The sequence below is a fragment of the Paraburkholderia sp. UCT2 genome, from assembly GCF_014397665.1.
Classification (GTDB): Bacteria; Pseudomonadota; Gammaproteobacteria; order Burkholderiales; family Burkholderiaceae; genus Paraburkholderia; species Paraburkholderia tuberum.
Map to the genome: position 1 here is coordinate 100095 of NZ_VZQO01000013.1, position 25064 is coordinate 125158.

General features: G+C 63.1%; 27 protein-coding genes. 4 read left to right on the plus strand and 23 right to left on the minus strand.

Going from position 1 to position 25064, the window contains the following annotated elements; genetic code table 11:
• Positions 1-30 precede the first annotated feature (30 nt).
• Entirely contained in the window at positions 31-237 is a 207-nt protein-coding gene (locus tag F6X39_RS13350) for a CsbD family protein (protein WP_090801149.1), read from the plus strand.
• A gap of 188 nt (positions 238-425) precedes the next feature.
• A complete protein-coding gene (locus F6X39_RS13355) occupies positions 426-1808 on the plus strand; it encodes a sigma-54-dependent transcriptional regulator (protein WP_187616935.1) in 1383 nt (460 codons plus the stop codon).
• A gap of 110 nt (positions 1809-1918) precedes the next feature.
• Here the strand turns inward: F6X39_RS13355 and nagZ are convergent, their stop codons facing one another.
• The 22 genes from nagZ to F6X39_RS13465 form a co-directional block, all read right to left on the minus strand.
• The gene (nagZ, locus tag F6X39_RS13360; protein WP_187616936.1) at positions 1919-2947 is read right to left on the minus strand and encodes a beta-N-acetylhexosaminidase; all 1029 of its coding nucleotides are present in this window, start codon (positions 2945-2947) and stop codon (positions 1919-1921) included.
• A 64-nt stretch (positions 2948-3011) separates the two neighbouring features.
• Positions 3012-3479 (minus strand): holo-ACP synthase, encoded by a 468-nt coding sequence (acpS, locus tag F6X39_RS13365; RefSeq protein ID WP_187616937.1) that lies wholly within the window; start codon positions 3477-3479, stop codon positions 3012-3014.
• 24 nt (positions 3480-3503) lie between these two features.
• Entirely contained in the window at positions 3504-4268 is a 765-nt protein-coding gene (gene pdxJ, locus F6X39_RS13370) for a pyridoxine 5'-phosphate synthase (protein ID WP_187616938.1), read from the minus strand.
• Positions 4265-5179: a DNA repair protein RecO gene (gene recO, locus F6X39_RS13375; protein ID WP_187616939.1), complete on the minus strand. Its 915-nt coding sequence runs from the start codon at positions 5177-5179 to the stop codon at positions 4265-4267. The genes pdxJ and recO overlap by 4 nt, the downstream gene beginning before the upstream one ends.
• Positions 5166-6065 carry a GTPase Era gene (era, locus tag F6X39_RS13380; protein ID WP_026225953.1) on the minus strand — a complete coding sequence of 300 codons (900 nt, stop codon included), beginning with the start codon at positions 6063-6065 and terminating at the stop codon, positions 5166-5168. The genes recO and era overlap by 14 nt, the downstream gene beginning before the upstream one ends.
• A gap of 54 nt (positions 6066-6119) precedes the next feature.
• A complete protein-coding gene (rnc, locus tag F6X39_RS13385; RefSeq protein ID WP_187616940.1) occupies positions 6120-7400 on the minus strand; it encodes a ribonuclease III in 1281 nt (426 codons plus the stop codon).
• A gap of 185 nt (positions 7401-7585) precedes the next feature.
• A complete protein-coding gene (gene lepB, locus F6X39_RS13390) occupies positions 7586-8479 on the minus strand; it encodes a signal peptidase I (protein WP_184028065.1) in 894 nt (297 codons plus the stop codon).
• Positions 8480-8497: 18 nt separating this feature from the next.
• Positions 8498-10291, minus strand: coding sequence for a translation elongation factor 4 (lepA, locus tag F6X39_RS13395; protein ID WP_090801163.1), 1794 nt, complete (start codon positions 10289-10291; stop codon positions 8498-8500).
• Positions 10292-10520: 229 nt separating this feature from the next.
• Positions 10521-10793, minus strand: coding sequence for a glutaredoxin family protein (locus tag F6X39_RS13400; protein WP_184061411.1), 273 nt, complete (start codon positions 10791-10793; stop codon positions 10521-10523).
• A complete protein-coding gene (locus F6X39_RS13405) occupies positions 10790-12298 on the minus strand; it encodes a DegQ family serine endoprotease (RefSeq protein ID WP_187616941.1) in 1509 nt (502 codons plus the stop codon). Before F6X39_RS13405 ends, F6X39_RS13400 begins: the two co-directional genes overlap by 4 nt.
• A 37-nt stretch (positions 12299-12335) precedes the next feature.
• Positions 12336-13376, minus strand: coding sequence for a MucB/RseB C-terminal domain-containing protein (locus tag F6X39_RS13410; protein WP_187616942.1), 1041 nt, complete (start codon positions 13374-13376; stop codon positions 12336-12338).
• A 4-nt stretch (positions 13377-13380) separates the two neighbouring features.
• The gene (locus F6X39_RS13415) at positions 13381-13995 is read right to left on the minus strand and encodes a sigma-E factor negative regulatory protein (protein WP_187616943.1); all 615 of its coding nucleotides are present in this window, start codon (positions 13993-13995) and stop codon (positions 13381-13383) included.
• Between the two features lie 93 nt (positions 13996-14088).
• Positions 14089-14688, minus strand: a complete 600-nt coding sequence (gene rpoE, locus F6X39_RS13420; RefSeq protein ID WP_006051939.1) for an RNA polymerase sigma factor RpoE — start codon at positions 14686-14688, stop codon at positions 14089-14091.
• 101 nt (positions 14689-14789) lie between these two features.
• On the minus strand, positions 14790-15182 hold the full coding sequence (locus F6X39_RS13425) for a hypothetical protein (protein ID WP_409259013.1): 393 nt from the start codon (positions 15180-15182) through the stop codon (positions 14790-14792).
• 122 nt (positions 15183-15304) lie between these two features.
• Entirely contained in the window at positions 15305-16561 is a 1257-nt protein-coding gene (fabF, locus tag F6X39_RS13430; protein WP_187616944.1) for a beta-ketoacyl-ACP synthase II, read from the minus strand.
• 256 nt (positions 16562-16817) lie between these two features.
• Positions 16818-17057 carry an acyl carrier protein gene (gene acpP, locus F6X39_RS13435; RefSeq protein ID WP_004197638.1) on the minus strand — a complete coding sequence of 80 codons (240 nt, stop codon included), beginning with the start codon at positions 17055-17057 and terminating at the stop codon, positions 16818-16820.
• A gap of 152 nt (positions 17058-17209) precedes the next feature.
• A complete protein-coding gene (gene fabG, locus F6X39_RS13440; protein WP_187616945.1) occupies positions 17210-17959 on the minus strand; it encodes a 3-oxoacyl-ACP reductase FabG in 750 nt (249 codons plus the stop codon).
• Positions 17960-18073: 114 nt separating this feature from the next.
• Positions 18074-19009: an ACP S-malonyltransferase gene (gene fabD / locus F6X39_RS13445; RefSeq protein WP_187616946.1), complete on the minus strand. Its 936-nt coding sequence runs from the start codon at positions 19007-19009 to the stop codon at positions 18074-18076.
• A 118-nt stretch (positions 19010-19127) separates the two neighbouring features.
• Positions 19128-20117, minus strand: coding sequence for a beta-ketoacyl-ACP synthase III (locus F6X39_RS13450; protein WP_184028002.1), 990 nt, complete (start codon positions 20115-20117; stop codon positions 19128-19130).
• Positions 20117-21223, minus strand: coding sequence for a phosphate acyltransferase PlsX (plsX, locus tag F6X39_RS13455; RefSeq protein WP_013090058.1), 1107 nt, complete (start codon positions 21221-21223; stop codon positions 20117-20119). The genes F6X39_RS13450 and plsX overlap by 1 nt, the downstream gene beginning before the upstream one ends.
• 123 nt (positions 21224-21346) lie before the next feature.
• The gene (gene rpmF, locus F6X39_RS13460) at positions 21347-21526 is read right to left on the minus strand and encodes a 50S ribosomal protein L32 (protein ID WP_006401275.1); all 180 of its coding nucleotides are present in this window, start codon (positions 21524-21526) and stop codon (positions 21347-21349) included.
• Positions 21527-21628: 102 nt separating this feature from the next.
• On the minus strand, positions 21629-22285 hold the full coding sequence (locus F6X39_RS13465) for a DUF177 domain-containing protein (RefSeq protein ID WP_187612377.1): 657 nt from the start codon (positions 22283-22285) through the stop codon (positions 21629-21631).
• Positions 22286-22593: 308 nt separating this feature from the next.
• Between F6X39_RS13465 and F6X39_RS13470 the strand changes: the two genes are divergently transcribed.
• Together F6X39_RS13470 and F6X39_RS13475 are read left to right on the plus strand one after the other, a co-directional pair.
• A complete protein-coding gene (locus tag F6X39_RS13470; protein ID WP_187616947.1) occupies positions 22594-23211 on the plus strand; it encodes a Maf-like protein in 618 nt (205 codons plus the stop codon).
• Positions 23208-23927, plus strand: a complete 720-nt coding sequence (locus F6X39_RS13475; protein ID WP_187616948.1) for an SAM-dependent methyltransferase — start codon at positions 23208-23210, stop codon at positions 23925-23927. The genes F6X39_RS13470 and F6X39_RS13475 overlap by 4 nt, the downstream gene beginning before the upstream one ends.
• Before the next feature lie 111 nt (positions 23928-24038).
• On the opposite strand, the gene F6X39_RS13480 is transcribed toward F6X39_RS13475, so the two are convergent.
• Positions 24039-25040: a S49 family peptidase gene (locus F6X39_RS13480; RefSeq protein ID WP_187616975.1), complete on the minus strand. Its 1002-nt coding sequence runs from the start codon at positions 25038-25040 to the stop codon at positions 24039-24041.
• Between the last annotated feature and the right edge of the window lie 24 nt (positions 25041-25064).

The window sequence follows — 25064 nt, forward strand, 5'->3', positions numbered from 1 at the left end:
CGCTCATTTTCCACTCCTGGGAGAGGCACCATGAACAACGACATCGCTGAAGGTAAATGGAGACAGATGATCGGCAAGGCGAAGACCGCATGGGGCGAACTGACGGACGACGAGTTGACCAAGGCCGAAGGCCGGGCCGACAAGCTCGCTGGTCTGATTCAGGAACGCTATGGCAAAACCCGTGAACAGGCGGAACTCGAAGTGCGCCGGTTTTTCGATAGCAACCGGGATTTCTGACAGGACCAGTGAAGGAACTACAGGCGCCGGCCCGCGTGACTCAAGGCGCAGTGCCGGCGGCTGTCGTTTTTTCATCGCCCAGGGACCGTTCGTTTAGCCCTGTCATCGAGCCCCCAGAGTCCGCGGTGCGCGCCATCAGCGTTGGCGGCGCACCGGGCATTCAACCCATTCATAAAATTGCGCTCGCCATGCCACACGCCCTGATTGTTGAAGACGATCCTAATAGCCTGTCCGGTCTGTCGGCAATCCTCGCCGCCGACGGCTTTTCAGTCGACACCGCGACCACGCTCGCCGAGGCCCGCGGCGCATTGACGCGCTTCATCCCCGACGTCGTGCTCGTCGACCTGAATCTGCCGGACGGCAGCGGCCTCGATCTGTTGCAGCATCTGCCCGCGCATCCGCCGGGCGGCGCGCTTCCGGTGATCGTGATGACCGGCAATGCGACCGTCGAGAGTGCGATCGAGGGCTTGCGGCACGGTATCTGGGACTATCTGCTGAAGCCGGTCAACATTCCGCGCCTGCGCAGCCTGCTCGCGCGCATTCCGCGGCCTTATGAGCTGACCGAGGAGGTCCAGGCGCTGCGCGCGGCGCTGCGTCAGCTTGGGCGCTTCGGCTCGATGCTCGGTCGCAGCGGCGCCATTCAGCACGTGTACGACACGATCGAGCGTCTCGCGCCGACAGAAGCCGCAGTGCTGATCTCCGGCGAGGCTGGCACCGGCAAGCAGATCGCCGCGCGCACGCTGCACAACATGAGCCGCCGCCGCAAAGGCCCGTTCGTCACGTTCGATTGCCGCGGCGCGACCGCGGGCGGGCTCAATCGCTCGCTCGACAGCATGCTGCTCGGTCACGAACGCGGAGCGTTCGGCGGCGCCGAGCAGCGCGAGCCGGGTCTCTTCGAACAGGCGAGCGGCGGCACGTTGTTCATCAACGAAATCACCGAGCTGCCGCGCACGCAGCAGGAAGCGCTGTTGCGCGCGCTCGATTCGCAGACCTTCATGCGCGTGGGCGGTACCAGCCACATCGTGACCGACTTCCGGCTCATCGCGTCGACGCGCAAGTCGCCGCGCGCGGCGGTCGCGGACGGCTCGCTGCATCAGGACCTCGCGCTGCGCCTCGAAGCCGCCGCGGTCACGCTGCCGCCGCTGCGCGAGCGTGGTGAAGATCCGCTGCTGATTGCGCAGGCAGCCGTCGACGAACTGAATGTGGAAGCGACCGCGCGCGGTACGGCCGAGGTCGCGAAGCAGGCGGCGCCGAATTTCCTGCGCGAATGCCTCGCGTACGACTGGCCGGGCAACGTGCGCGAACTGCAGGAGCGCGTGCGGCGCGCTTATCAGGCATCGGGCGACGTGATCGAGTCATTGCGCGCCGACGAAGCCAGCACGGCGAACGGCCGCGATCTGAACGGCAGTCGCGTGCAGGTGACCGTCGGTACGCCCCTCGCGGACGTCGAAGAAATGCTGATTCGCGCGACGCTCGACGCGGTCGGCGGCACGCGGCATCGCGCGGCGTCGTTGCTGGGAATCAGCCCGAAGACGCTGTACAACAAGTTGCAGCGCATGCGCTTGAACTGAGCGATCGGATCGCGCGTGCTGCGGTTGTCAAGCAAAGCTTGACGGCGGCTCGCACCGTTCGAAGCTGATAAAAAATGGCGCCTTGAATTGCTTCAAGGCGCCATTTCCTTTTATGCAAACGTACTGCGCAGCAGCCTCTGCGCTTCGGCGTACCGTGGCTCGGCCATCAGCTTGCTCCACGTGAGCGCTTTACCGCGCGGCCGCATGCGCTTCAGCCGCCGCTGCGATTCCCTCGACGGCGTGACGCGCAGCGCGTCGAGCACCTTCTCCGCTTCGTCCGGCTGGTTGCAGATCAGCACCATGTCACAGCCGGCCTCCAGAGCCGCTTGCGCACCTTCGGTCAGCGTGCCGCCCTGGCGCGCGGCTTCCATCGACAGATCGTCGCTGAAGATCGCGCCTTCGAAGCCAAGCTTGCCGCGCAGGATGTCCTGCAACCAGATGCGCGAGAAGCCGGCCGGCTTCGCATCGACCCGCGGATAGACGACGTGCGCGGGCAGCACCGCGCCAAGCGACAGACCGAGCCAGTCGTACGGCGCGACGTCGTTGCCGAGGATTTCTTCGATCGGGCGTTCGTCGACGGGCATCGCGACGTGCGAATCTGCCTGCGCGAATCCGTGCCCCGGAAAATGCTTGCCGCAATTGCTCATGCCGGCGAGCGCGAGGCCGTGGTTCAAACTCTTCGCGAGCAGCGCGACCACGCGCGCATCGCGATGGAACGCGCGATCGCCGATCACCTGCGAGTGTCCATAGTCGAGGTCGAGCACCGGCGTGAAGCTCATGTCGATACCGCACGCGCGCAGTTCCGCGGCGAGGATATAGCCGACCGCGGTCGTCACCTTGGTCGCGTGCAGCACGTCCTGGTCCCACAGCGCGCCGAGCTTACCCATCGACGGCAGCACCGTGAAGCCGTCGGTGCGAAAGCGCTGCACGCGGCCGCCTTCGTGATCGACGGCGATCAGCAGATCCGGGCGAATCGCGCGGATGGCATCGGTCAGCCCGACCAGTTGCGCGCGGCTCTCGTAGTGGCGCGCGAACAGGATCACGCCGCCGGTCATCGGGTGAGCGAGACGCCTTTTGTCATCGCGGTTCAGCGTTTTGCCGACCACGTCGAGCATCACCGGTCCGGGTGTGGTTTTCATCGAATTCCGCTGGAAAACTGTGAGACAACCCAAACGCGACCGCCAGCGGCCGCGCTCAACCTTTTCATTCTGTGGCGGAACGGGCGGACGAAGCCCGCGACGCCGACGCCGCCAACGAACCTTCCATATCGCCTGGCCGCTGCGTCTCCGCGATCACGAACGATACCGCGTAGTCGCGCTCGTCGCTGATCGTCACGCGCGCCGTGATGCCGCGCGCGTCGAGCCAGTCGGCCAGCTCGCCAGACGCGACCACCACCGGCTCGCCGCTCGGCCGGTTCAGCGTTTGCAGCGCGCGCCAGCTCATCGGCCAGTGCATGCCGAGGCCGATCGCCTTCGAGAACGCCTCTTTCGCCGAGAAGCGCGTCGCGAGAAACGCAAGACCGCGCGCCGCCGAACGGGCGTGGCGCGCGTGGTACACGCGTAGTTCGTCGGGACCGAGCACCTTCTCCGCGAAACGGCCATTGGTGCGAGTCATCACCGCTGCTACGCGGCTGACCTGAACGATGTCGGTGCCGATTCCGTAGATTGCCATGCGTGCGTCCGTCGCCAGGTTGCGTTACGCGCGCGCGCCGAGACGCGCGGCGACCATGATCGCCTTCATCTCGCGCACCGCGTTGTCCCAGCCCGCGAAGATCGCGTGCGCGACGATCGCATGGCCGATGTTGAGTTCGACGATGCCGTCGATCGCCGCGATCTGCTGCACGTTCGTGTAGTGCAGGCCGTGGCCCGCGTTCACTTTGAGGCCGAGCGTCGCGCCGAATTCGACTGCTCGCACGATGCGCTCGTATTCGCGCTGCTGTTCCGCGGGATCATGAGCTTCCGCGTAACGGCCTGTGTGCAACTCGATCACCGGCGCGCCGGCTTCGTGCGCGGCGCGAATCTGCATCTCCTCGGGGTCGATGAAGAGCGACACGCGCGAGCTCGCGTCCGCCAGTTGCTTGCATGCGGCGCGCACCGCCTCGAACTGTCCGGCGACGTCGAGACCGCCTTCGGTCGTCAGCTCCTCGCGCTTTTCCGGCACGAGGCAGACGTCGTGCGGTTGCACTGCGCACGCGATGTCGAGCATTTCCGGCGTGACCGCGCATTCGAGATTCATGCGCGTTTTCAGCAGCGGACGCAGCTTGCGAACATCCGCATCGATGATGTGCCGGCGGTCTTCGCGTAGATGCAGCGTGATCGCGTCGGCGCCGGCTTCTTCGGCCATCAGCGCGGCGCGGATCGGATCGGGATAGGACGTGCCACGCGCGTTGCGCAGCGTGGCGACGTGGTCGATGTTCACGCCGAGGTCGATCGCGGTCGGCGAAGTCAGGAAGAAGCTCATAGGTTCTGCAGGTCGATCAGGATCTGGCGGGTGGCAAGCGGCGCGCCGCCGAGATAGTTGTTGAGCAGGAAGCGCATCAGCGTTTTGCTTTGCGCGACGGTCTGCGCTCGATGGTAATCGTCCTTTTCCATATCGAGCAAGGTTTGTCCCGACACTACCGGCCACTGCGCGGGCCATTCGTCCGATGCCTCGCGTACCCCGCGCTCGGGATCGAACACGTAGCGGCCGTCGGCGAGCACCGCTTTGCGTGCGACCGTGCGGTCGAGCGCCATCGCGTAACCGGTCTCGCGTAGCAGCACGCGTTCGAACGAGCGCAGCACCTGCACCGGCGGCTCATCGTGCGCGAGCCGCGTCAGCGTGACGACGTAGTGATGGAACAACTGAGGATGCGGGTCTTCGCGCGCGCAGAAGCGCACCAGCAGTTCGTTGACGTAGAAACCGCACAGCAGCGCGTCGCCGGTCAGCGGCAGCATGCCGCCGACCCATTCGGCGCCGGTCAGCGTGCGCATTTCGGACTTGCCCGACCACGCGAGCGACAGCGGCTGGAACGTTTGCAGCACGCCGCGCAGCGCGGAGTGCGGGCGCTTCGCGCCCTTTGCGACCAGCGCGAGACGGCCGTGATCGCGCGACAGCACGTCGATGATCAGGCTGGTCTCGCGATACGGATAGCTATGCAGCACGAACGCGGGCTGCTCGGTGATCCGATATTCGGATGCGGGGGTGCGCGGCGCGCGGCGCGCCGGCGTTTTGCGTGGCTCGCCATCGTCGGCGGGTGCGCGTTTCGTGCTTTTTGGGCTTTTTGCGTCGGCCGACGATTTCCTCGCGCTACGCGCGGGCCGAGGCGGTTCGTGCTCCGGCTGATCCGAAGCCTCGTCTGAATTGAGCGTCATCCACGCGTCATTCGTACCCATACGCACGAAGCCCGGCTTCGTTATCGGCCCAGCCGCTCTTCACCTTGACGAAGGTTTCGAGGTACACCGGCCCGTCGAACAGCTTTGCCATGTCGAGGCGAGCCTCGGTGCTGATCTGCTTCAGCTTCGCGCCCTTCTGGCCGATGATCATCGCCTTGTGCATGTCGCGATCGACGAGGATCGTCGCGAAGATACGGCGCAGCCGCCCTTCGGTTTCGAACTTCTCGATCAGCACGGTGCTCGTGTACGGCAGCTCGTCACCGGTCCAGCGGAAGACTTTCTCGCGCAGGATTTCGGCGGCAAGGAAGCGCTCGCTGCGATCGGTCAGGTCGTCCTCGCCGTAGATCGGCTCGCCTTCCGGCAGGAACGGCTTGACGGTGGCCATCAGACGTTTGATGTCGTCGGAATTTTTCGCCGACAGCGGCACGATCTCGTTGAACTCGCGCAGCGTGCTCATCTGCTGCATGAACGGGAACAGCGAGTCTTTATCCGACACGCGATCGAGCTTGTTCGCGATCAGCAGCGTCGGGACCTTCGCCGGGATCAGATCGAGTACCTTCTGGTCGTCAGGGCCGAAGCGGCCTGCTTCGATGACGAACAGGATCGCGTCGACCGAGGTCAGCGTCGACGTAACGGCGCGGTTCAGCGAGCGGTTCAGGGCGCCGCTGTGTTTGGTCTGAAAACCGGGCGTGTCGACGAAGATGTACTGGGCGTCTTCGAGCGTATTGATGCCGGTAATGCGATGGCGCGTGGTCTGCGCCTTGCGCGACGTGATGCTGACTTTCTGGCCGACCAGCGCGTTCATCAGCGTGGACTTGCCGACATTCGGGCGGCCGACGATCGCGACCATGCCGCAGCGAAAACCAGTGGGAGTGGGAGCGTTCATATTCGGACTACGGCAGGTTCAGTTCGGCGCGCGCGACGCGCACGCCGATTGCAATCAATGGCCCGCATCGGCGACGCGCGTTTGCACCGCGTCGGCGACGCCGGGTTCGTGTTCGGCAGGTGCCGGGGGCACCGAGACAACCGACGCGGGCGCGGCGCTCACGCTCGATGCAGCAGTCCCCGGCGCGGCCTCGCGGCTGCGCTGACGGTCTGCGCTGCGAGCGTGTGACGGCGTGTCGGCTTTGAGGTCGGGGGTTTTGTCCGCTGCGGGTTTTTCGGCCGGCTTGTCGACAGGTTTCTCGCCCGCGTGGATCGAAACCTTGTCGGCCCTCTCCGTCTTTTCGGACTTTTCGGCGCGCTCCGGCTTGTCCTGTCCGCTGTACTCCACATGCGCGGCACGAATTACAGCCAACGGCGCACCGGCGGGACCCGGCGCGGCACGCTCGGCCGCCGGTCTTTCAGCGGCTGATTTTTCCACGAAAGGTTTGTCGGCGTGCGCTTCCAGCGCGACAGCCGCGCGCCCTTCACCGCGCGCGCTCTTGCGATCGGGTGTGCGCAAATCCAGTGCGGCCTGTACGCCGGTCACGCCCGGCACGATTTCCTGCAGGGCATTTTTCGCGGCACGCGCGCCCTTCGAGCGCTTCGGCTTCGCGACCACGGCAGGCGCCGCGGCCATCACTTCGTCGAGCGCCTTCTTTGCGGCCGCCTGCTCCGCCGCGCGACGGCTCGCGCCGGAGCCAGACACCTTGACGTCCAGCTTCGGCACCGTACATTCCACTTCGAACTGCTGATTGTGCGCCGCACCATGCGTGGCGACGACCGTATAAGTAGGCAACGCAATCTTGTGGCCCTGCAGATACTCCTGCAGCAGCGTCTTCGCGTCCTTGCCAAGCGTGCGTGGGTCGATATGGTCGAGAATCGGTACGTAAAGGCGCTTGATGACCGTCTGCGCAGCCTCGAATCCGCCGTCCAGAAATATCGCACCGAGCACCGCCTCGAGCGTATCCGCGAGGATCGACGGGCGGCGGAAGCCGCCGCTGCGCAACTCGCCCTCGCCGAGGCGCAGGCCCTCCGAAATATTGAGTGCCTGAGCAATCTCGTAGAGGGACTGCTGTTTGACCAGATTGGCGCGCACGCGAGACAGGTCGCCTTCGTCGAGTTTGCCGAAACGTTGGAACAAAAGCGCAGCCACCGCGCAATTCAGAACGGAGTCGCCGAGAAATTCGAGCCGTTCGTTATGCGTGGAGCTATGACTGCGGTGTGTTAGAGCCTGGCGCAGCAATTCCGCATTGCGAAATTCGTAGCGCAAACGGCTTTCCAACGGAGATAGGGGCATGGGCAGAGTATAACGCGGGCGCCTGACCCGGCGGAAACACGGGGCGCCAGCGGAAAAAGCGTGGTGAAACGACGTTACCGCGAGTTCTTAAAGTAGCATGACAACACGCCGCGACCGAGATAACCGGGTGCCGGTTATTCGCGCGGCGTCTGAGAAGCGCTCATGAAGCGATCAATGCACGCGACTCACTGGAAAGGGCCGATGCGCCGCAGATCGCTGAAGTTCATCCAGATGAAAAATGCGCGGCCGACGATATTGCGTTCAGGCGCAAAACCCCAGTACCGGCTATCCGCGCTGTTGTCGCGGTTATCGCCCATCATGAACAAATTGCCCGGCGGCACTTTGCAGATCACGCCACGCGCGTTGTACTGGCAGTTGTCGCGATACGGATAATCTTCCGCACCGACGATGAACGGCGGCACCGCCGGATTGTTCAGAATCGCGTTCTTGCGGCCGTCGATATCTTCCTGGAACTGCTTCGCATAACCGAGACGCTCTTCGTCGAGATAATCGGGCAACGGCGTTTCAGGCACCGGCTTGCCGTTGATCGTGAGTTTCTTGTCCTGATACTCGATCACGTCGCCGGGCAGACCAATGACGCGCTTGATGTAGTCGACCGATTCGTCTTTCGGATAACGGAACACCACCACGTCGCCGCGATGGACCGGACTGCCCTGCGTGATCCTCGTGTTGGTAATCGGCAAACGTAGACCATATTCGAATTTATTGACGAGGATGAAGTCGCCCACCAGCAGCGTCGGCACCATGGAGCCCGATGGGATCTTGAACGGCTCGATCACGAACGAGCGCACGACGAACACCACCAGAATCACCGGAAAAAAGCTCGCCGTATATTCGAGCCACCACGGCTGACGCAGCTTGTCGTCGCGCAGACGCGCGCGCGTTTGCGCGGCGTTTTCATCGGCGAAACGCTCGCCGATGCGTGCCTGCTGACGATCGAATTCGGCGACTGCGGCTTCCGCCTCACGGCGCCGTTTCGGCAGGAAAACCAGTTTGTCCGCGACCCATGCGACACCCGTCAAAACGACGAGCACAAAAAGAATCAACGCAAAATTCATAGGGTTCCGTTATTCAACTTATTTGTCTTCGACACGCAGAATAGCGAGGAAAGCCTCTTGCGGGATTTCAACCGAGCCCACCTGCTTCATTCGCTTCTTGCCCGCCTTCTGCTTTTCAAGCAGCTTCTTCTTACGCGTGATATCACCGCCGTAGCATTTTGCCAGCACGTTCTTACGCAACGCTTTAATGTTTTCGCGCGCAATAATGTTCGAACCGATCGTGGCTTGAACCGCTACGTCGTACATCTGACGCGGAATCAGCTCGCGCATTTTCGCCGCCACTTCGCGGCCGCGGTACTGGCTTTGCGAACGGTGCACGATAACCGACAGCGCATCGACCTTGTCGCCGTTGATCAGCATGTCGACCTTCACGACGTCCGACGCGCGGTATTCCTTGAACTCGTAATCCATCGACGCATAGCCGCGCGAAATCGACTTCAGACGGTCGAAGAAATCGAGCACGACTTCACCCATCGGAATTTCGTACGTAAGCTGAACCTGACGACCGTGATACTGCATGTTGATCTGGTTGCCGCGCTTCTGCGTACACAACGTGATCACCGCGCCGACGTAGTCTTGCGGCATGTACAGGTTCACGGTGACGATCGGCTCGCGCACTTCCTCGATCTTCGACGGCTCCGGCATCTTGGCCGGATTCTCGACCATCAGCGTCGTGCCGTCGCGCTGCAGGACTTCATAGACCACGGTCGGCGCCGTCGTGATCAGGTCCATGTCGAACTCACGTTCGAGACGTTCCTGCACGATTTCCATGTGCAACAAACCGAGGAAGCCGCAGCGGAAACCGAAACCGAGCGCCTGCGACACTTCCGGTTCGTACTGCAGCGACGCGTCGTTCAGCTTCAGCTTTTCGAGCGAATCGCGCAGCGCGTCGTACTGATTCGCTTCGACCGGATACAGACCCGCGAACACCTGCGGCTTCACTTCCTTGAAACCCGGCAGCGGCACGGCCGCCGGCTGGTTCACGAGCGTAACCGTGTCGCCGACCTTCGCCGCCGCGAGTTCCTTGATGCCGGCGATGATGAAGCCCACCTGCCCCGCCGACAGTGATTCGAGATCCTTCGACTTCGGCGTGAACACGCCGATATGTTCAACCGGATACTGCGCGCCGGTTGCCATCAGCCGGATCTTGTCCTTCGGACGCAGCGTGCCGTTGACGATGCGCACCAGCATCACGACGCCGACGTAGTTGTCGAACCACGAGTCGATGATGAGAGCCTGCAGCGGCGCTTGCGGATCGCCCTTCGGCGGCGGCACTTTCGCGATCAGCGCTTCGAGCACGTCTTCGACGCCGAGGCCCGTTTTCGCGCTGCAATGCGTCGCGTCGGTCGCGTCGATGCCGATCACGTCCTCGATCTCGGCGATCGCGTTTTCGGGGTTCGCCGCCGGCAGATCGATCTTGTTCAACACCGGCACCACTTCGACGCCGAGTTCGATGGCCGTGTAGCAATTGGCGACGGTTTGCGCCTCCACACCCTGGCTCGCGTCGACGACGAGCAGCGCGCCTTCGCACGCGGACAGCGAGCGGCTGACTTCGTACGAGAAGTCGACGTGCCCCGGGGTGTCGATCATGTTCAGGTTGTAGAGCTGCCCATCGCGCGCGCGATACGACAACGCGGCGGTTTGCGCCTTGATGGTAATGCCGCGCTCGCGCTCGAGATCCATCGAGTCGAGCACCTGAGCTTCCATCTCGCGGTCGGACAAACCGCCACAAATCTGGATGATGCGATCGGCGAGCGTCGACTTGCCATGGTCGATGTGCGCGATGATCGAGAAGTTACGAATATGATCCATTCAGTGCCGATCAAGCGAAAAGGCGCGCCCCGGACAATAGCGGAGCACGCCTTGTAAGTAGGTGAAAATCTTATCTATTTTAGCCGAAAAGCCCATCGGCCGGCGCATCTTGCGAAGCGCGGGCCTCAAGACGGCGTAGAGGATGCGAGAAAATTACCGCGCGCATCGCAGTGAGCCGCGGCAAAAATGCGCATGGATCGCGCGAAACCAGATGCCGCGCGGGTGCGTATCAGGATGCCGCCGCGACACGCGACGCATGTGCAGCCAATGCTGCCCGCACGGGCGCTTCGTCGAGATGGTAGTGGCACAGTTCGACGCCATCGCAAACCAGCACCGGCACCAACTCGTTGTAACGCGCTTCGAGCAACGGATCGCTGTCGACGTCGATCACCGCCAGCTGCGCTCCGAACTCGGCCAGCATTGGCTCGAGCGCAGCGCGCATGTCCTCGCACAGATGGCACCACGCGCGCCCATAGAGCGTGAGCGATGCTGTCTTCGTCATTTCTGCGCGCTGCGCGGACGAATCGGCACGAACTGCGTGTTGTCGCCGCGACGAACCAGCAACGCGACCATCTTCTGCGAATCGAGGTGTGAGGTCAGCTCGTCGAACTGTTTCGTGCTCGTCACATCCGTATCGCCAATCCGCAGGATGATGTCGCCCTTTTGGAGCCCGACACGCGCGGCCGGACCGTCGACCGCGTCGATCTGCACGCCGTTCTGAATCTTCAGCGCTTTCTGCTGATCGGCGGGAATGTCGCTGACCGCGATGCCGAGCGCGTTGGTCGCGCGCTGCTTCGGCGCTTGCGGCTTCTTCTGATCCGCCTTCGCGACCTTGTCCGGCTGCATTTCTGCGATCGTGACCGGCAGTTCGCGCGTTTGACCCTTGCGCCAGATCGTGATCGACGTCTTCGTGCCCGGCTTCGTATCGCCGACCATGCGCGGCAGGTCCGTCGCCGTGTCGACCGAATGACCGTTGAACTTCAGGATGATGTCGCCCGGCTGCACGCCGGCCTTATCGGCGGGTCCGCCCGGCTCCACGCTGCTCACAAGCGCGCCCTGCGCCTTCGGCAAACCGAGCGACTCGGCGACGTCCTTCGTCACTTCACCAATCGCCACCGCGATGCGGCCGCGCACCACCTTGCCCGAACTCTTAAGCTGATCGGCCACGCGCATCGCCTCGTCGATCGGAATCGCGAACGAAATGCCCATGAACCCGCCGGTGCGGCTATAGATCTGCGAATTGATGCCGATCACCTCGCCCTGCATGTTGATCAGCGGACCGCCCGAATTGCCCGGATTGACGGCCACATCAGTCTGGATGAACGGCAGGTAGTCGCCGGTGTCGCGTCCCTTCGCGCTGACGATACCGGCAGTCACCGTGTTTTCGAGACCGAACGGCGAACCGATCGCGACGACCCATTCGCCGACGCGCACCTTGTTCGAGTCGCCGATCGTGATGGTCGGCAGGTTCGACGCGTTGATCTTCACGACCGCGACGTCGGTACGGTCGTCGACGCCGATCAGCTTCGCCTTGAATTCGCGCTTGTCGGTCAGCGTCACGTAGATCGTGTCCGCGTCGTCGATGACGTGCGCGTTGGTCATCACGTAGCCGTCCGCCGACAGGATGAAGCCCGAGCCTACCCCGCTGTTCTGTTCGGCGTCCGAGTTGTCCGGTGAATCCGGGCTGCCGCCACTACCGCCGCCGGCCCCGTTATCACCCCCGTGCGGCGATTGCGGTGACTGCGGCAACGGAATCCCGAAGAAGCGCCGGAAGAACTCCGACATGTCGCCGTCGTCCATACCCGGCGGCAGGCCGCCGCGGGAACTACCGTTCGACACGCGCGTTGTCGTGCGAATGTTGACGACCGCCGGGCCGACCTTGTCGACGAGGTCGGTGAAGTCGGGCAGGTTGGCAGCGGGAGCCGCCGATGCCATATGCGGCACAAGCGGCAAACACGCCACCACCATTACGGCCGCGAGGAATTTGCGCACCGAGAAAGTCGTCATATCGTAGCAAGCCGAGGGATTTCAGGATTCGGAAGGGTTACTTCGGAGCTTTGTATTCTATGGCAGACGCGAACTGCTGCAATGTGGTTTGGGGCACTTCACCGAGCAGGGTAATCCAGAAGTCGCCCTGACGCTTGACCAGTACGTGCGTCGCGCCGCTATCGCCCGTGCCTTCCTTACGCGTATTTTTCTCGACGGGCTCGACGAACACCGAAATCGCTGCGAGGCCGTCGGAAAACACGGCCTGGTCGACCGGGATCGGAGGCTGCCCCGCCTCGCGCGACGCCATCGGACGACGCAACTGGCGGATCATATGGAAGCCCGGTACCGACGGCATGATTTGCCAACCCTGCGCGGCCATGTCGACCGGCTCGACGGGCGGACGCACTACCGTCCAGCCCGTGAGATTGCGGATGCCGTTGACGATGCCCGTCTTGTCGACCGGCACGCCGATGCGGACCTGCGAAAACGACAACTGCTCGAGCACCTGACCGCTCGGGTCGAGCGTCTGCGCGCGCAACAGCAGACCGGACTTTTTGTCTGCCCACAGCTTGTATGCGAAGCGGTACGCGTCTTTCGGATCGAGTTCCATCACGAGGCTGTCGACGCCCGCGACGCGGTCGTCGTCAAGCATCTTCGGCTCGTAGACGGACAGCACCTGCTCGCCGTTCACCGACAGCAGCGCAGGGAATGAGTCCTTGTTCTGCCGTTTTTCGAAGACCACGATACGCCGCTCCGGCAAGAACGTGTACATGTCGTCGTTGTGACGCAGCATTTTGCGCGGCTTGCCGTCGAGGCTTTCGAGTTGCTCGAACTCGCCGTCCGTACGCGTGGAGTAATGTGCGATGCGCGACGTCTGCACGAAACTGCCGCGCTGATAGACGAACGCGCCCTCGTAGTTCTGCTGCTGGGCGGCCTGATGGATGCGATCGAGCAGTTCCGCGGCCGTGCGACGGGCGACGGCAGGATCGTCTTGTGCGAAGACCCGCGGTGCAGCGGACAACAACACGGCTGCGCAGAACAGAAATGCTGGCAACCGCCCCCAGATAGTCGTTTCATTGAACCGCGGAGTCTGCATCAAACTATTGGCCCTGCGTGGAGACTGAGGCAGCGCGAATCACCGGCATCGAGCCTGCCATCGCCGGTTGTTGCGCGAATTGCTGATGAGCTTCGAGGTATTGATCGAGGCTCGCGTCGCGAATGATGTTGGAGTCTTGCGCGGGCACCGAGGCCATGGCGACACGCTGCACCGCGTCGCCGTGCGATTGGAGCGAAGCGAGCTGGGCACCCGGTCCACCCGGCACGCCCTGCAGCTGCGGCACGACGATCCAGGTCAACGTAGCGGCCGCGGCAGCGACGGCAAGAGCCGGCACGACTCTCCTGCGCAGCCCGAGCAGGCGGCGCGCGACCGATGCAGACGCGGCGGAGGGTGCCAGCACATGCGGCTCGCTTTCAAGACGCGCGGCAAACCCGCTCAGAAAGGCACTGCTCCGCGCGGGGCTGACTGCCAGATCGTCGGAACGTAGCGCGTCGCCGATCAGGTGGTAGCTCGACCAGGCAGCGCGATCATCGCCGCCCAGCTCCGCAAGAAACTTGTCCAGATTCAGATGCTCTTCGCCGAACAACTCACCGTCGACGAAAGCGGACAGACGCTCGCCGTGCGAGCCTGCTTGCGATTGCATCGAGACCGACCCCATGATGCTCTCCATCTTCCAAATACCCCGTAGTGACACCACTAATCCAGATATTGCACCGCTGCCCCGCCAAGCCAGCTGGACGTTCGGAAACGTCTACCAACGCTTGCCTTCGGGTGTGTCAAGCAACGGTCGCAATTTTGCCGCAATGGCTTCGCGAGCGCGGAAAATTCGTGATCTGACTGTGCCAATCGGGCAACCCATCATCTCGGCGATTTCCTCGTAACTCAAACCCTCAATTTCTCGGAGAGTAATGGCGGTGCGCAATTCTTCCGGTAAAACCGCCATCGCAGCATTGACCGTCTCTGCGATCTGCTTGCTCATCAACATCGACTCAGGTGTGTTGATATCCCTTAGTTGGTCGGCATCGGAGAAAGTTTCAGCTTCTTCAGCATCCGCTTCGGTCGAGGTCGGCGCGCGCCGGCCCTGGGTGGCAAGGTAGTTCTTCGCGGTATTGACCGCAATCCGGTACAACCACGTATAAAACGCCGACTCGCCGCGAAACTGCGGCAACGCGCGATACGCCTTGATAAAAGCGTCTTGCGCGACGTCTTCGACTTCGGCGGGGTCCCGCACGAGACGCGAGATCAGCCGGAGAATCTTGCGGTGGTATTTGGAGACCAGAAGCTCGAACGCGGCCTTGTCGCCCTTCTGGACGCGCTCGACCAGCACCTGATCAATTTCTTTTTCGCTCACCTGATAAATCCGTTAACTATAGGGCGCAAGGCGGGGGACCATTGTAGCGTCCCCCTCGTGAGGGCACGTTACTACGGTAACAGCGGTTACAGTCGTTACAGTCAGGCGCCGGCCGCACGCCGGCCCAGCACGGAAAGTTCGCGGAAAACAGTGGACGGCAGCGCGTCCGCGGCGAGCAGCAGGGAGCGCCTGCGACCCGTCGGTGCGCGCATGAGGCCGCGCCTTCGACCACCCTCGGGATCGAGCTCAAGCACCAGCAAACGGCCGCTCCACTGCGCGCAACCGACCATGCGGCCCCGCGCGAGCAACTCACCCGCGTGGTTCCAGGCGGAAATCTCGCCCATCGCGACATGCAGCGCGATGGCCTGCGCCGCGTCATGCCTCGCCGCGCAGAGCATGAGCAGTGCTGCGACGGCGAGCGTCAACGGAGCGGCCTGCCAAGCGCCCACTCGCGGCGCGAGACAGGTATAAACGGCTAACGTCGCAATCAGCACGAACGCTCCCACCGCGGCACGCATTGCGATAGAGCGACGCAGCGTGATGCGCTGCGCTGCCCTACCCAATGTTGCCGGTGCGGGGGAAAGCGCCGGCGAAGCCGGCGTCGTGAGCCGACGCGTCACCCGAGATCAGGCGATCCGGCGCGCTTGAACACCAGCGTGCCGTTCGTGCCTCCGAACCCGAACGAGTTCTTCAGCGCGACGTCGATCGTCATTTCCCGCGCGGTGTTCGCGCAGTAATCGAGATCACAGGCCGGGTCCTGGTTGAAAATATTGATGGTCGGAGGCGACACCTGGTGATGCACGGCGAGCACCGTGAACACCGACTCCAGACCGCCAGCGCCGCCCAGCAGGTGACCCGTCATCGACTTGGTCGAGTTGACGACCATGTTCTTCGCGTGGTCGCCGAACGCCCGCTTAATGCCGGTCGTTTCCGCCAGATCGCCGAGTGGCGTGGACGTGCCGTGCGCGTTCAGGTAGCTCACCTGATCGCCGTTGATGCCCGCGTTCTTCAGCGCTGCGAGCATGCAGCGGCGTGCGCCGTCACCGTCTTCGAGCGGCGCGGTCATGTGATACGCATCGCCGCTCATGCCGTAGCCGCCGATTTCCGCGTAGATCTTCGCGCCACGCGCCTTCGCGTGCTCGTATTCTTCGAGCACCATTACGCCGGCGCCTTCGCCCAGCACGAAGCCGTCGCGGTCCTTGTCCCACGGACGGCTCGCGGTAGCCGGATCGTCATTGCGTTGCGACAGCGCGCGCGCCGCCGCAAAGCCGCCGATACCGAGCGGCGACACGGTCGATTCCGCGCCGCCCGCGATCATCACGTCGGCGTCGCCATATTCGATCAGGCGCGAAGCCTCGCCGATGCAGTGCAGACCGGTCGTACACGCGGTAACGATCGACAGATTCGGACCCTTGATGCCGAACTTGATCGACAGGTGGCCGGAGATCATGTTGATGATCGAAGCCGGCACGAAGAATGGCGAAATGCGACGCGGGCCGCGATTGAGCAATTCGGTTTGGGTGATTTCGATCATCGGCAGACCGCCGATGCCCGAACCGACCACCACGCCAATGCGCTCCGAATTCTCGTCGGTGACTTCGAGGCCGCTGTCCTGCATCGCCTGGATGCCCGCAGCCACGCCGTAATGGATGAAGGTATCCATGTGGCGCGCTTCCTTACCGGGGATGTAGTCCTCGATATTGAAGCCCTTCACCTCGCCGGCGAAACGAGTCGAGAAGTTCGACGCATCGAACTTCGTGATATTGGCAATCCCAGACTTGCCGGCGACCAGATTGGCCCAGCCATCGGCAACATTATTGCCAACAGGCGAAATCAGCCCCAGGCCTGTAACAACAACACGACGGCGGCTCACGGTAACCCCTTTTTCATAGATGACAAAAAGCAAAAGCCACAGCGGCCACAGGAATCGCCCTGTGTGCCCTGTGGCTGTTTAAGTCGGCAATCGCGCGGAAAGTTGCGCTGTCAACATCGCTGGCTCCTGCGTGGCAAGCGGCGCGACGTATGGTGTGCCAATGGACACGCCCGATAGCGTCGACCCTGCTGGCGCCGGCAAGCGGCACGGCAGGGCGTCATGCGCGGCCCGTGCAGAAACGCAGGCGCGAATGACCTTAGGCCTTGACGTTTGCGCGAGCGTAGTCGATCGCTTGCTGAACGGTGGTGATCTTCTCGGCTTCTTCATCTGGAATTTCCATGCCGAATTCGTCTTCGAGGGCCATCACGAGTTCAACGGTGTCGAGCGAGTCGGCGCCGAGATCGTTCACGAACGACGCTTCGTTCTTGATTTCCGCTTCCGCAACGCCCAGTTGTTCCGCGACGATCTTCTTGACGCGCTGTTCGATATTGTCCATTACCCCTCCAAGGGAAAAGAAGTTCAAAAATACAGGTGCGCGCATTTTATCAGGTTTGACCCGGCAAAAAAGCGGCGCATCGGGTTCCTGTCAACGCATGCGCCTCGTGCTTTCCGCAAACGCATCAAGGCGCGGATAGTAACCGAAATTGGTTACTGCATATACATGCCGCCGTTCACGTGCAGCGTCGTGCCGGTGATATAGCCCGCTTGCGGCGACGCGAGGAACGCGACCGCGTGCGCGATGTCTTCCGGGCTGCCGAGACGGCCGAGCGGAATCTGCGTTTTCAGCGCGGTCTGCTGCTCTTCGGGCAGCGCCTTCGTCATGTCGGTTTCGATGAAACCAGGTGCCACGCAATTGACCGTGATGCCGCGGCTGCCGATCTCACGCGCGAGTGCGCGCGTCATGCCCGCGACGCCGGCCTTCGCGGCCGCGTAGTTGATCTGCCCCGGGTTGCCGGCCGAGCCGACCACCGACGTGATATTGATGATCCGACCGCCCTTCGCTTTCATCATCGGGCGCAGCACCGCACGCGACAGACGGAACACCGACTTCAGGTTGGTGTCGACCACGGCGTCCCAGTCGTCGTCCTTCATGCGCATCGCCAGTTGATCCTGCGTGATGCCGGCGTTGTTCACCAGCACGTTCAGCGCGCCGAATTCCTTGACGGTGCCGTCGATCAGCGCTTCGGCCGCGGCCGCGTCGTTGACGTCGAGCACCGCGCCGCGGCCGTTCACGCCCGCCGCCTTGAACGCTTCGGTGATCGCCGTCGCGCCGCTTTCGCTCGTCGCGGTGCCGATCACCGTCGCGCCCTGACGCGCGAGTTCCATCGCGATCGCACGGCCGATGCCGCGCGATGCGCCCGTCACGATTGCGATCTGCTTGTCGAGAGTCTTTTCCATCTGTGAGTCCGGATGCCCTTCAAATAGGGCTCATTGATTCTTGTTGATTCGTCTGTCGAGCAATGCCGCGCCAGCGCGGCATTGCTCTGTCGATACCCGTTCGCGAATGCCCGCTCAGTCTGCCGTCACGAGCTTCAGCGTTTCTTCGAGCGACGCCGGATCGAACACCGACGCGCCGACGAGATTGCCGTCGATGCGCCTGGTCAAACCCGCAAGGACCTTGCCCGGGCCGCATTCGATCACGTGCGTGACGCCCTGCGCTGCCATTGCCTGTACGCATTCGACCCAGCGCACCGCACCAGCTGCCTGGCGCACGAGCGCGTCCTTGATTTTGGCCGGCTCGTTGACCACGGCGACGTCGACGTTGTTGATGACGGGAATCGACGGCACCTGCACGTCGATGCTCGCGAGGTATTCGCGCAATTGATCCGACGCCGGCTTGAGCAGCGACGAGTGGAACGGCGCCGACACCGGCAGCGGTAGCGCGCGCTTCGCGCCCTTCGCCTTCGCGACTTCGCAGGCTTTCTCGACCGCGGCTTTGTGGCCCGCGATCACGACTTGCGCGGGCGCATTGAAATTGACCGCTTCGACGACGCCCGCCGCCGACGCTTCCGCGCAGACCGCGCGCACCGTGTCGTCGTCGAGGCCGAGAATCGCGGCCATGCCGCCTTCGCCCACCGGTACCGCGGTTTGCATCGCCTGCGCACGGAAACGCACGAGCGGCACCGCGTCGCGGAACGCAAGCGCGCCAGCCGCGACGAGCGCCGTGTATTCGCCAAGGCTATGGCCGGCGACGAGCGCCGGCGCCCGGCCGCCCGCCTGCTGCCACGCGCGATAGATAGCGTAGGCCGCGGTCAGCATGACCGGCTGGGTATTGGTGGTGAGATTGAGATCTTCGGCGGGGCCTTCGGCGATCAGCTTGCCGAGGTCCTGGTTGAGTGCGTCGGAGGCTTCCTGAACCGTCTCACGCACGATCGCGTAATCGGCGAATGCGTTGAGCATGCCGACCGCCTGCGAACCCTGCCCAGGAAAAACGAACGCGAATTTCATATCGTCCCCAAAATCTGTTTAATCGGATGTGGCGGCCGGCCGCGGCTGCCAGATGGCGCGCGGTGTTATTCCGGCCGCACGGGCGCCGCCAGCGACGCCCCGGAATGCGTCGTCCCGCTCAGTAGCGGATGACCGACGCGCCCCACGTGAAGCCGCCGCCGACGCCTTCGATCAGCACGTTATGGCCGCGCTTGATGCGGCCGTCGCGCACCGCGACGTCGAGTGCAAGCGGAATGGACGCCGCCGACGTATTGCCGTGCTCGCCCACCGTGACGACCATGCGCTCCTGCGGCAGGCCGAGCTTGCGGCAGGTGCTTTGCATGATGCGGATGTTGGCCTGATGCGGAATCAGCCAGTCGATCTGCTCGGGCTTCAGATCGGCTTTTTCCAATGCTTCGATCGCGACCTTCTCGAGCACGTTGACGGCAAGCTTGAACACCGCCTGACCGTCCATGTGCAGGAAGGCGCTGCCGGCGACCACGCCGCCATTCACGTTGCCCGGCGTGCACAGAATGTTCGAATGGCTGCCGTCCGCGTGCAGCGCGCTCGAAAGCACGCCCGGTGCGTCGGACGCTTGCAGGATCACTGCGCCGGCGCCGTCGCCGAACAGCACGCAGGTGGTACGGTCGTTGAAATCGAGAATGCGCGAGAAAGTTTCCGCGCCGACCACGAGCGCCGTGCGATGCTGGCCGCTGCGAATCAGGGCGTCCACCGTCGCCACCGCATAGGCGAAGCCGGAGCAGACCGCCTGTATGTCGAACGCGGCACCGTGATTCTTGATCCTGAGCTTGTTCTGCAGCAGGCAGGCGGTGCTCGGGAACACGAAGTCCGGCGTGGAGGTGGCGACGACGATCAGGTCGATGGACTGCGGATCGATGTCCGCCGCTTCGATCGCTCGCTGCGAGGCGATCAACGCGAGGTCGCTGGTCGTGACGTCCGGCTCGGCGAAGTGACGCGCATGGATGCCCGTGCGCGCGACGATCCATTCGTCGCTCGTTTCAACGCCTTGCCTGGCGAGACGCTCAGCCAGATCCTGATTGGTGACGCGGTTGGGCGGCAGACAGCTGCCGGTGCCCAGCACGCGGGAGTAGATTGTGGATTGAGCCATTATGCCTTCGAGGATTGCGCAGCGTAGGGCTCGGCCGGCTGGCCTGCGATCGGGCTTGCGTGACCCGCACCGCTTGCGTCGCGCGCCGCCTGTTCGAGAGAACCCGCGTTCTCTTCCATCGCTCGCGCAAGGCGCTCCAGCACGCCGTTTTTGACGGCATCATACCCGCGTTTGATAGCCCACTCAAACGCGTAGGCATCGGCTGAACCGTGGCTTTTGATCACGAGACCGCGCAAGCCGAGCAGCGCGGCGCCGTTGTATTGCCGATGATCGACGCGTTTCTTGAAGCGCATCAATACCGGCAGCGCGAGCACCGCCATCACCTTGGTCAGCCACGAACGGCCGAACTCTTCCTTGATGATGTTGGACAGCATCTGCGCGAGACCTTCCGACGTCTTCAGCGCGACATTGCCGACAAAGCCATCGCACACGATCACGTCGACGGTGCCCTTGTAGATGTCGTCGCCTTCGACATTGCCATGAAAGTTGAGTGTACTCGCACGCAGCAGTTCGCCGGCGCGCTTGATGATGTCGTTGCCCTTGATGACTTCTTCGCCGATGTTGAGCAGGCCGATGGTGGGTCGCTCTTTTCCTTCGAGCGCGGACACGAGCGCGTGCCCCATCTCGGCGAACTGCAGCAGATGCTGCGGCTCGCAGTCGACGTTGGCGCCCAGGTCGAGCATCATCGTATAGCCGGTGGGATTAGGCAGGGCAAACGCGATGGCCGGGCGTTCGATGCCCGACAGCGTTTTCAGCACATAGCGCGAGACCGCCATCAACGCGCCGGTATTGCCGGCGGAAATGCAGGCTTGCGCCTCGCCTTCCTTGACGCGGTTCAGCGCCACGCGCATCGACGAATCTTTTTTCTTGCGCAGCGCGACCTCGACCGGGTCGTCCATCGCGACGACCTCGGTAGCAGGTACGACGGTCAGCGCCGGCAGATCCTGAGCCTTGAGCTTCTTCAGCTGCGCACGAATCGCACTTTCAATGCCGACGAGCAGCAACTGCGCGTCGGGATGCGAACGAACGAAGTTGACGGCAGCGGGAACGGTCACGGACGGGCCGTGGTCGCCTCCCATGCAATCTATCGTGAGCTTTACTGTCATGGAGTGCGACGAATTTCAGACACAAAAAAGCGGCAGTTGAATGCCGCCTTTTTGCCGAACCGGGAAAATGTCAAGCGAGCCGATCGCTACGCGAAACGCCACAGGGCGCATCGCAGTCAACGATTAGTCGTTCTTCGTCTTGACGACTTTCTTGCCGCGATAGTAGCCGTTCGGGCTAATGTGGTGACGTAGATGCACTTCGCCCGTGCTCGGCTCGACGGCCAGCGGCGCTGCCGTCAGGAAATCGTGCGAACGGTGCATGCCGCGCTTCGACGGCGACTTCTTGTTTTGTTGAACTGCCATGACTAAAACTCCAAAAAATTTTCCGAATTCTAACACAGCCCGACACGGACTTAACCACCGGCCGAATGGCCAATGCGCCCGCATCGCGCCCCCTGCAACTGTTTAGCGCTTCTTGCCGCCCGGTTCGTCGCGTTTCAGACTTTCGAGCGCCGCGAACGGATTGCGCCGCTCGCTGGACTGGTCCGGCTTGCTGGCATCGCCAGCTTCTTCCTGCGCGGCTTCGTCGCCCTCGCCTTCGCTACCGTCCGTGCCCGAGACAAGGCTCTCGTGCACTTCGGGACAGACCTCGTGTTTGGGCACGAGCGGCAAGGAAAGCAGCAACTCTTCTTCGATCAAGTCGATGAGATCGAACTGGCGCGAGCCGACGACCACCTCGACTTCATCCTCGTCCAGCGGAAACTCTTCGGCTTCCGCCTCCGTATTGACGATCCGGTAAGTTGCATCGACGTTGAACGCCTGCGAATACGGCGTCAAGCACCGCTGGCATTCGAGCCACGCGGCACCGTGAATCGCCAGCCGCAGATACGGCTGGGAACCTTCGGTGCCATCGTCCTGCAATTCCGGCTGCATCGTCCCTTCGGCCTGCCATGTGAACGCGGTGTCGCGATCTGGCGCTTCCGCCGGGACTTCGTTTAACATGCGCGGCAGTTGCGAGACGCGCACGACACCCGCGGCCTGACGCCCGCTCCGCGCAAATTCGAACAGATCGAGTTCATGCGGGTCGGACAGACCTGCAGGTTTGCCAGGATGTTGAGTCATGTGCGCTCCTGCGTCGGCAAGCATGTTGCCGGGGTGATTCGCGAAGGATGATCAGATCCGCCGCGAAGATAATCCGGTGTGCGGGGCAGTCAGTGGGGCCCGCGGCCGTTGCGTTCACCCTGCCGGGCTTTCTTCAACCTTCCGACTGCCGAAAGCCGCTGAACGCGCCGAGACCCTTCAAGTGCAAGCATACCGTGAAAAGCCCGAAATCATATCCGTTTTGTCTTTTCGAGTCAAACACTTAAGCCCGTACGTACGGGAGCCTCGCGCGACCCCGTACGACCCGCCACTCCCGTTGCCCGCAAACTATGCCTGAATCCTCCAAACGCCCGCCACGCCTGATTCTGGCGTCGAGTTCGCGGTATCGCCGCGAGTTGCTCGAACGCCTGCGCGTGCCGTTCGACGTCGTCGTGCCTGCTATCGACGAAACCCCGCTCGCCGCCGAAACGCCCGAAGCCACTGCGCTGCGCCTCGCCGAAGCCAAAGCGCGTGCGGTCGCCCAAGGCCTCGCCGCCGCCGAACATGCGCTCGTGATCGGCTCCGACCAGGTCGCCACCTACGACGGCCTGCAGATCGGCAAACCCGGCACGCACGACAGGGCGCTCGCGCAATTGCAGGCGATGCGCGGCCGCGACGTGTTGTTCCACAGCGCGCTGTGTCTGTTCGACAGCGCGACGGACAGCGCGCAAACGATCGACGTGATCACCCGCGTGCGCTTTCGCGATCTGCCGGACGCGGCGCTCGACGCCTACCTGCACGCTGAAACACCGTACGACGTGGCCGGCAGCGCCAAATCCGAAGGGCTTGGCATCGCGCTGCTGGAGGCCATCCATTCCGACGACCCGACCGCGCTCGTCGGCCTGCCGCTTATCGCGCTGTCGCACATGCTGCTCGCGGCCAACTACCCGCTTTTGGGGGCCCGATGACCGGTACGCTCTATCTTATTCCCAACACGCTCGGCGAAGGCGACGCAAGCTCGCTCGATCTGGTACTGCCCGCGCCCGTACGCGCCCGCGCGGCGTTGCTGCACTATTACATTGGCGAAAACGCCAAAACCACGCGCGCGTTCCTGAAGAAAGTCGGCCCCGATCGGCCGATTCAAGAAATCGAGATTCGCGAACTGAACGTCAATACGCCGGCCGGCGAAATCGACAAGCTGCTCGCGCCGCTGCTGTCGGGCACCGATGCGGGTCTCGTCTCCGAGGCTGGCTGCCCTGCAGTCGCGGACCCGGGCGCGCTGCTGGTGCGACGCGCGCACGAGCGCGGCGTAAAGGTCGTGCCGCTGGTCGGGCCGAGTTCGATTCTGCTCGCGCTGATGGCATCGGGGCTGAACGGCCAAAGCTTCGCGTTTCACGGCTACCTGCCCGTCGACGTCACCGAGCGCGCCAAACGTCTGCGCGATCTCGAGCAGCAGTCGCGCAAGAGCAAGCAAACGCAGATCTTCATCGAAACGCCGTACCGGAATCGCGCGCTGCTCGATACCTTGCTCGCGACCTGCGCGCCGTCGACGCTGGTCTGCGTGGCGGTCGATCTGACTCTGCCGAGCGAACTGATCGCAAGCCGGAGCGTCGCCGACTGGAAAAAGAAGGCGGAGATCGACCTGCATAAGCGGCCGGCGATTTTTCTGATTCTGGCGGCCTGAACGTAGACACCGGCCAGGCAACTGAGGGCGACCTGGGCCCGAAACTCACAACGCAAAGTCCGCGCGATCGGCCGAAACCGACCGCGCGGGCGTCTTTTTAAAACTGTGGATTCAACGCAGATTCATTTTCGCGCCGAGCGCCATCGCCCGAACCGCGCCGGCGCCGACGGCCGCGCCGAATTTGCGGGCAACGCGATCCGTAATGCTCTCTTTCACCGTGTAATCGACGATATCCGGCGCCTTGAAGATCTCACGCGCGACGTAATCTGCATCGCCAAAACCGTCCGCGAGTCCAAGTTCGACGCTCTTCTGCCCCGTCCAGAATAGACCCGAGAACATGTCCGATGTCTCATGCAGACGCTTGCCGCGCCCTTGACGCACCGCGTCGATGAACTGTGCGTGGATCTGATCGAGCATAACCTGCGCATGTTCGTCCATCTTCGGCGTTTCGGGCGAAAACGGATCAAAAAAGCCTTTGTTCTCACCCGATGTGTGCAGTCGGCGCTGAATCCCCAACTTGTCCATCAGGCCGGTGAAACCAAAGCCGTCCATCAGCACGCCGATCGAACCGACGATACTCGCCTTGTCGACATAGATCTTCTCCGCCGCCGCGGCCGCGTAGTAGCCGCCGGACGCGCACATGTCGCCGACCACGGCATACAGCGGAATAGACGGATATTTACCGCGCAATCGCCGAATTTCGCCGTTGATAATGCCCGCTTGCACTGGACTGCCGCCCGGGCTGTTGCAATAAAGAATCACGCCGGCTGTATCGGAATCCTCAAACGCGGAATCGAGTGCGGTGTTGATATCTTCGGCGTTCGCACTCGCATCCGTCGCGATCTCGCCATCAAGCGAAACCATTGCCGTATGACGGCCAGTCGTGGCGACCCGCTCGCCCGAGACGTTCAGCGCACCCCATACCGCCAGTGCGAGCACTGCGAGGAACAGGAAGCGGAAGAAAATCCGCCAACGTCGCGAGGCGCGTTGCTCGTTGATCGCGGCGAGCGCGATGCGCTCGAGCGCGGCCCTTTCCCAGCCGGGCTGGTCGGCGGGTGCACGGGAGCTGCCTCCCGAGGCAGGGTCTTTTTCGGGGGTCAAGTTGTCGGACATGCGGACAGTGAAAAGTTGGAAGAG

Bases quoted from the DNA above. Each gene is read 5' to 3' on its own strand.
- rpmF (WP_006401275.1), bottom strand. From the start codon at position 21,526: ATGGCAGTTCAACAAAACAAGAAGTCGCCGTCGAAGCGCGGCATGCAC.
- F6X39_RS13355 (WP_187616935.1), top strand. From the start codon at position 426: ATGCCACACGCCCTGATTGTTGAAGACGATCCTAATAGCCTGTCCGGT.
- nagZ (WP_187616936.1), bottom strand. From the start codon at position 2,947: ATGAAAACCACACCCGGACCGGTGATGCTCGACGTGGTCGGCAAAACG.
- F6X39_RS13470 (WP_187616947.1), top strand. From the start codon at position 22,594: ATGCCTGAATCCTCCAAACGCCCGCCACGCCTGATTCTGGCGTCGAGT.
- F6X39_RS13465 (WP_187612377.1), bottom strand. From the start codon at position 22,285: ATGACTCAACATCCTGGCAAACCTGCAGGTCTGTCCGACCCGCATGAA.
- recO (WP_187616939.1), bottom strand. From the start codon at position 5,179: ATGGGTACGAATGACGCGTGGATGACGCTCAATTCAGACGAGGCTTCG.
- lepA (WP_090801163.1), bottom strand. From the start codon at position 10,291: ATGGATCATATTCGTAACTTCTCGATCATCGCGCACATCGACCATGGC.
- F6X39_RS13450 (WP_184028002.1), bottom strand. From the start codon at position 20,117: ATGGCTCAATCCACAATCTACTCCCGCGTGCTGGGCACCGGCAGCTGT.
- pdxJ (WP_187616938.1), bottom strand. From the start codon at position 4,268: ATGAGCTTCTTCCTGACTTCGCCGACCGCGATCGACCTCGGCGTGAAC.
- acpP (WP_004197638.1), bottom strand. From the start codon at position 17,057: ATGGACAATATCGAACAGCGCGTCAAGAAGATCGTCGCGGAACAACTG.
- F6X39_RS13410 (WP_187616942.1), bottom strand. From the start codon at position 13,376: ATGCAGACTCCGCGGTTCAATGAAACGACTATCTGGGGGCGGTTGCCA.
- F6X39_RS13480 (WP_187616975.1), bottom strand. From the start codon at position 25,040: ATGTCCGACAACTTGACCCCCGAAAAAGACCCTGCCTCGGGAGGCAGC.
- F6X39_RS13405 (WP_187616941.1), bottom strand. From the start codon at position 12,298: ATGACGACTTTCTCGGTGCGCAAATTCCTCGCGGCCGTAATGGTGGTG.
- rnc (WP_187616940.1), bottom strand. From the start codon at position 7,400: ATGCCCCTATCTCCGTTGGAAAGCCGTTTGCGCTACGAATTTCGCAAT.
- F6X39_RS13415 (WP_187616943.1), bottom strand. From the start codon at position 13,995: ATGGGGTCGGTCTCGATGCAATCGCAAGCAGGCTCGCACGGCGAGCGT.
- fabG (WP_187616945.1), bottom strand. From the start codon at position 17,959: ATGGAAAAGACTCTCGACAAGCAGATCGCAATCGTGACGGGCGCATCG.
- plsX (WP_013090058.1), bottom strand. From the start codon at position 21,223: ATGACAGTAAAGCTCACGATAGATTGCATGGGAGGCGACCACGGCCCG.
- F6X39_RS13400 (WP_184061411.1), bottom strand. From the start codon at position 10,793: ATGACGAAGACAGCATCGCTCACGCTCTATGGGCGCGCGTGGTGCCAT.
- F6X39_RS13350 (WP_090801149.1), top strand. From the start codon at position 31: ATGAACAACGACATCGCTGAAGGTAAATGGAGACAGATGATCGGCAAG.
- era (WP_026225953.1), bottom strand. From the start codon at position 6,065: ATGAACGCTCCCACTCCCACTGGTTTTCGCTGCGGCATGGTCGCGATC.
- acpS (WP_187616937.1), bottom strand. From the start codon at position 3,479: ATGGCAATCTACGGAATCGGCACCGACATCGTTCAGGTCAGCCGCGTA.
- fabD (WP_187616946.1), bottom strand. From the start codon at position 19,009: ATGAAATTCGCGTTCGTTTTTCCTGGGCAGGGTTCGCAGGCGGTCGGC.
- lepB (WP_184028065.1), bottom strand. From the start codon at position 8,479: ATGAATTTTGCGTTGATTCTTTTTGTGCTCGTCGTTTTGACGGGTGTC.
- F6X39_RS13475 (WP_187616948.1), top strand. From the start codon at position 23,208: ATGACCGGTACGCTCTATCTTATTCCCAACACGCTCGGCGAAGGCGAC.